The 6182-nt window shown below is 29.1% G+C and carries 5 protein-coding genes; 1 reads left to right on the forward strand and 4 read right to left on the reverse strand.

Translation table 11 applies throughout. The features are described 5' to 3' along the window. A partial coding sequence (gene topA / locus Q1J48_RS01810) for a type I DNA topoisomerase (RefSeq protein ID WP_300360738.1) occupies nt 1-1823 on the forward strand: 1823 nt, incomplete at its 5' end. Between the two features lie 61 nt (nt 1824-1884). On the opposite strand, the gene Q1J48_RS01815 is transcribed toward topA, so the two are convergent. From Q1J48_RS01815 to sfsA, 4 genes are all read right to left on the reverse strand, one after another. Next, nucleotides 1885-3591, reverse strand: a complete 1707-nt coding sequence (locus Q1J48_RS01815) for a carbon starvation CstA family protein (protein ID WP_300360739.1) — start codon at nt 3589-3591, stop codon at nt 1885-1887. Further along, nucleotides 3584-4129, reverse strand: coding sequence for a DUF8052 family protein (locus tag Q1J48_RS01820; protein WP_300360741.1), 546 nt, complete (start codon nt 4127-4129; stop codon nt 3584-3586). Before Q1J48_RS01820 ends, Q1J48_RS01815 begins: the two co-directional genes overlap by 8 nt. A 22-nt stretch (nt 4130-4151) precedes the next feature. Next, nucleotides 4152-5216 (reverse strand): branched-chain amino acid aminotransferase, encoded by a 1065-nt coding sequence (locus tag Q1J48_RS01825; RefSeq protein WP_300360742.1) that lies wholly within the window; start codon nt 5214-5216, stop codon nt 4152-4154. A 393-nt stretch (nt 5217-5609) separates the two neighbouring features. Then, nucleotides 5610-6182 (reverse strand): DNA/RNA nuclease SfsA (sfsA, locus tag Q1J48_RS01830; RefSeq protein WP_300360743.1); only part of this gene is annotated, 573 nt, incomplete at its 5' end.

Consider the following 6182-nt stretch of genomic DNA (forward strand, 5'->3'; position numbering starts at 1 on the left):
CAAATACAAGTGCTGGTAGAGTTCAATCTGTTGCTTTGAAATTAATTTGTGAATTGGAAGATGAAATAAAAGCATTTATACCAGAAAAATATTGGGATATCAATGGTGAGTTTCAAGATAAAATAAACTTAGCTCTATATAAAGTTGATGGGAAAAAGATAGATAAATTAAAAGATGAAAAAGTTGTAGAAAAAATAAAAACTTTAAAAGGTGAAGAGTTTTTAGTGGATGGTGCAAAGGTTAGTAAAAAAACTAAAAATCCACCATTACCATTAAAAACAAGTACATTACAACAACTTTCATCTTCATATTTAGGATTTTCAGCTACAAAAACAATGAAGGTTGCTCAAGGACTTTATGAAGGAATTAACATTAATGGAACTCATAAAGGGCTTATAACTTATATGAGAACAGACTCTGTAAGAATTTCAGAAGAGGCTGTGGAAATGGCAAAAGAATATATTCTTGAGAATTACGGAAAAGAGTATGTTGGTTCAGGTATAAAAAAATCAAGTAAAAAACAGGAAAATATCCAAGATGCCCATGAAGGTATAAGACCAACAGATGTTAACTATACACCAGAATACCTTTCAAAATTTTTAGATAAAGATCAATTAAAATTATATACACTTATTTGGGAAAGATTTTTAATCTCTCAATTAGCTCCGATGAAGTATGAACAATTTGAACTTCTTTGTTCAAAAGAAGGGGTACAATTTAGAGGGGTTTTAAATAAAATTCTTTTTGATGGATATTATAAATTATTCAAAGATGAAGAGGATATTCCATTAGGAGATTTCCCAAGCATAAAAGAAGATGATTTATTAAAACTTATGAAACTTAATATAAAAGAGGATTATACTAAACCACCTGCAAGATTAACTGAATCATCATTGATTAAAAAATTAGAGTCAGATGGAATAGGTAGACCTTCAACATATGCATCTATTATCAACACTTTAAAAGATAGAGAATATGTAACTCTAAAAGGAAAAAGTTTCATACCAACTGAATTAGGTTACCAGGTAAAAGAAGTTTTAAATGAAAATTTCAGAAACTTTATGAATGTAAAATTTACTGCTGATATGGAAAATAAGCTTGATGATATTGCAGAGGGAAAAGAAAAGTGGCAGGAGATTTTAAAGAAATTCTATGATGAATTGGCAAAATATATTTCTGAATACAAAAAAATAGTTGATGAAGATGAAAATAAAATAATAGTTTCAGATATGCCTTGTCCTTGTGGTGGGGGATATATGATAATGAAAAATGGAAGATTTGGAAGATACTTAGCTTGCTCAAAAGATGAGTGTAAACAAAATATCTCTCTTCGTGGAATAGATATTCCTATGGAGGATATAAAAGCTGGTAAGATATTTGTAAAAGATATAGTTGAACAAAAAATAGCTGAAAAAAAAGGAAAGATGACAGATGTGGTTGCTGAAAATGGAGCTAAGATGTTATTGAAATTTGGAAGATTTGGAAGTTATTTAGAGAGTGAAAACTATACAGAGGATAATATAAGAACACCTCTTCCTAGTGAAATAAAAAAAGCCTTAGCTTTAAATGAAATTCCAGAAGAAGATGGAATTGTAAGATTAAATCTAAGATTAAAAGCTATAAAAGATGAAGAGAATTCTATACTTTCAAAAGCTGGAGTCTGTGAAAAATGTGGACGTCCATTTAGAATTGGAAAAGGAAGATGGGGAAAATATCTAGCTTGTACAGGTTATCCAGAGTGTAAAAATATAAAAAATCTTGATAAAGATGGAAATATTATAGAGAAAAAAGAAAAAGAAGAACCAAAGAAAAAGAAAAAATAGGAAAAGAGAGAGGTCAAAAGACTTCTCTCTTTTTGTGTATATTATAAAAAGTATGGGGTTGTTAAATTTTATTTACAACAGGAGATTTTTTTAGCTGTAAAAGAACTTTTGCACTTTCTATCACAAGCATTAAAGCAAGTCCAAAAATAAAGAAAATAACAATAGATTGTAAACCGTGGACAGCAAGACTACCTTTTCCAGTTGCTAGTAAAATTACATTTGTTTTAAAAGAAATTAGTAGAGAACTCATAGTGGCACAGATCATAAAAATCATAGGAATAAATAACATTTTATTATTTCTACCAGTTTTTGCTAACCAAACAGAAACTCCTAAAAAACAAGGGACAGCAACCAATTGGTTACAAGCACCAAAGATTGGCCAAATATTTTTATATCCACCAAGACAAAGGATACCACCTAAAAATACAGTTACAAGGGTAGCAACATACATATTACTGAAAGATTTTGAAATTCCCTTATTTTCTTCTGAATTTTTAGAAGTAAATAATTCTTGGAATAAAAATCTTCCAAGTCTTGTAGCTGTATCAAGAGATGTTAAGGCAAAAGCTGAGAAAGCTAAAGAGATAACAGTAAATGTTGTCTTAACTGCTACATCTCCAAATCCCATAGCTCCAAAAAATCCTGAAACACCAGTGGCAAAAACAACAGCAGGAGATCCTGAAGGCATTTCACCATTTTTAAATAAAACTCCAACTGTGATTAAAGCAATAACAGCTAAAACACATTCAATCAACATAGATCCATACCCGATTAATTTTGCATCTTTTTCATTATTAAGTTGTTTTGATGTTGTCCCAGATCCAATAAGTGAATGGAAACCAGAGATAGCACCACAAGCAACTGTAATAAAAAGATAAGGGAAAACAAACTGTCCATTAAAACTATTTTTCATTCCTGTAAAACTAGGAAGATTGATAGTTGGATTTGTAAAGACAATACCAATGAAGGCTGCTAAAATCATAAAATATAAAAGGAAACTATTTAAATAATCTCTTGGTTGTAATAAAATCCAAACAGGAGTAACTGAAGCAATAATGATATAGACAAATACAAAACCAAGCCAGAAATTTTTACTTAAATAGATAGGAAATTTTAATCCTAAATAGATACAGGCCATTAATAATCCAACCCCAACAATAGAAGAAACAATTAAAGGAGCATTTTTTCTATAAACCAAGAAACCAAATCCAATAGCTAAAGGAATAAATAAAACAGAGGCTGTTGCCACAGAGCCATTAGCTTGAATATAAGTTTTTGTACCATCAGCTCCAACTGTATATCCTTGGAAAGTACTTGCTACAATATCAGCAAAAGCTGCAATAACAAGTAAGATTACTAGCCAAGCAAAAGTTGTAAATAAAACTTTGCATCTATGTCCAATATATTCTTCGATAACTTCTCCCAAAGTTTTTCCGTTGTGTTTAATAGAAACAATGATAGATGAAAAGTCTTGAACTCCACCAAAGAATATTCCACCAATTACAATCCATAAAAATACAGGCAACCAACCAAAAACAGCTGCTTGGATAGGTCCAGTGATAGGTCCTGCTCCAGCAATTGAAGCAAAATGATGTCCTAAAAGAATAGGAGATTTTGCAGGAACATAATCAACCCCGTCATTCATAGTATGGGCTGGTGTAACTTGATTGGGATCAACTCCCCACTGTTTTGCTAACCACGAACCATAAGTGGTATAAGCTACTAAAAATGCAAAAATAGATAAAAGTAAAAGCATTAAACTACTCATAAATTTCCTCCTCATTAAAATTTAAAATATTTTCAAAAATGTTTTTTATATCTCTACTGGATTTATTACAAAAGATTTTATTTTTTTCCAAATCAACAACTAATAGTTTTGTTGAAAAAAATCCTCTTATAGAAAAAAGATAAGTTTTTTCAAAGTTAAATTTTTCTATTTTCTTTTCTAAATTTTTATTTATTTCTGATGAAGTTATAAAAATAAAAGTGATATATGAGTTCATATGATTTTTTTCAGGATATTTTTTATTATTTCTTACAAACTTTTTTTCTAATTTTTCTTTTAATAAATTTTCATAGAAAATTAAATTTTCTTCATTAAATTTATCTATTTCTATAAAAAATATATGCTCAAAGGAATTTACTTCCCAAAGATTAACCTCTTTGACAAGTATATATTTTTCAGCCTTCGAATTAAAATATCCATAGGCGGAAAAAGTTAAATCTTCATAGTTATAATTTTTAAAAATATCAAAAGAACTACTATAAGTTTTAAGAATTTTATCCAAATAAAATTTACTATTCATAAATCACTCTCTTTCTAAAAATTTATTTTAACTCTCTTGTCCAATTATGAGTATCTTTTAAATTTCCCCATTGAACTCCTGTTAAAGTATCGTATAATTTTTGAGTTAAACTTCCTGTTTTAAAATTATTTATTGTAACTGTTTCCCCTTTATAAAAAAGTTCACCAACAGGAGAAATTACAGCGGCAGTACCAGTTCCAAAGGCCTCTTGTAAACTTCCATTTCTTCCAGCTTCCATTAAAAAATCAATAGAGAAATGTTCTTCATGAACTTTATATCCCCATTCTCTTAAAAGAGTAAGGCAAGAATCTCTAGTAACTCCTGGAAGAACAGTACCGTCAATAGGAGAGGTATAAATTTCATTATCTACCATAAACATAACATTCATAGTTCCAACCTCTTCAACATATTTATGTTCAACTCCATCAAGCCATAAAACTTGAGTATATCCTTTTTGTTGGGCATTATATTGGGCAAGGATACTAGCAGCATAATTTCCACCACATTTAGTAAATCCTGTTCCACCTTTTGAGGCTCTTACGAGTTCCTCTTCAACATAAATTTTTACAGGACTCACACCTTCTGGATAATAATTTCCAACAGGGGAAAGGATTATAGCAAAAAGATAATTACTAGCAGGATGAACTCCCACAGTAGCCTCAGTTGAAAACATAAATGGACGAATGTATAGTGAAGTTCCCGGAGCTGTTGGGATCCAATCTTTTTCATATTCAACCAATTTTTCAATGGCCTCAACAAACATATCAACAGGAAGTTGTTCCATACAAAGCCTTGCACAAGAGTTTTGCATTCTTTTTCCATTCATCTCAGGACGGAATAAAAGAACTTTACCCTCTTTTGTTTTATATGCTTTCAATCCTTCAAAAACCTCTTGAGCATAGTGTAAAACAAAGGAAGCTGGATTGAGAGAAAGAGGTCCAAAAGGGACTATTCTAGCGTCGTGCCAACCTTTTTCTTTTGAAAAGTCCATTAAAAACATATGATCTGTGTAATATTTTCCAAAACCTAAATTATCTTGATTTGGTTTCTCTTTCAAATTTTTACTTCTTTCTACTCTGATTTCCATATTAAATCCTCCTTAAATAATAAAAAAATATATAAAAAAAACAGTCTTAGTTAAGACTGTTCTTTGATAACAATTTATTTTTCTAAATAGTGTCTAATTTTATTGAGCTATAATTTTAAAATTATTAAACCACTCTTTATTAAAAAATTTGTATATTGAAAAATCACTCTTAACATTTATTTGGCGTACTATAAAAAATCTGATAATTATTGATATCAGTAATATTATAGATATGACAAATATTATGCTAAGTAATCTAAACATACAAATCTCCTTTTTCAAAATTTTATTTGCTAAAGTATAAAACATTTTTTCAAAAAAATCAAGTTTTTTTTGAAAAAAATTATTTTTTTAATACTTAATTACTAAAAATTAAGAATTTTTTTGATGAAATTAAATATTTTCAATAGAAATTTTTTTATCTGTATAATAAATATTTCCATTTTCTAATTTTAATTGCACTGGATATATTTCAACTCCATTTTTATAAGCTTTATAAAAAGTTTCAAAAAATAGTTTATCTGTCTCATAATTTGGGATAAAACTATTGGAATCTCTAAAGACTAAAAGAAGTACACAGGCACGTTCACCAGTTTTTTTTATTTCCATAAGTGTGTTGAGATGCTTTGTTGCTCTTTCAGAAGGAGCATCTGGAAATATAGCTTTTTTATTAACGGAAAGAGAAACACCCTTTACCTCTACCCAAATTTTTTGTCCATCTTTTTCAATCATATAATCAAGACGGCTATGTCCATTTTTAACTTCAGCTTTTACTAAATCTACTTTTCCAAATGGAGAAATTTCGGGATCTTTTAGAATATTTTCAGAAATATATCTATGAAAAGATGAGTTTAATAAAATCTCTTCTCCATCTTCAGCTAGAGCACTTATTAAATCCCACTCAGTTTTTCTTTTACTCATATCTTTAGCTTTTCTTAAAAAAATTGTATTTTCGGGATAAAGAAG

It is taken from the genome of Fusobacterium sp., assembly GCF_029258315.1.
Taxonomy (GTDB): Bacteria; Fusobacteriota; Fusobacteriia; order Fusobacteriales; family Fusobacteriaceae; genus Fusobacterium_B.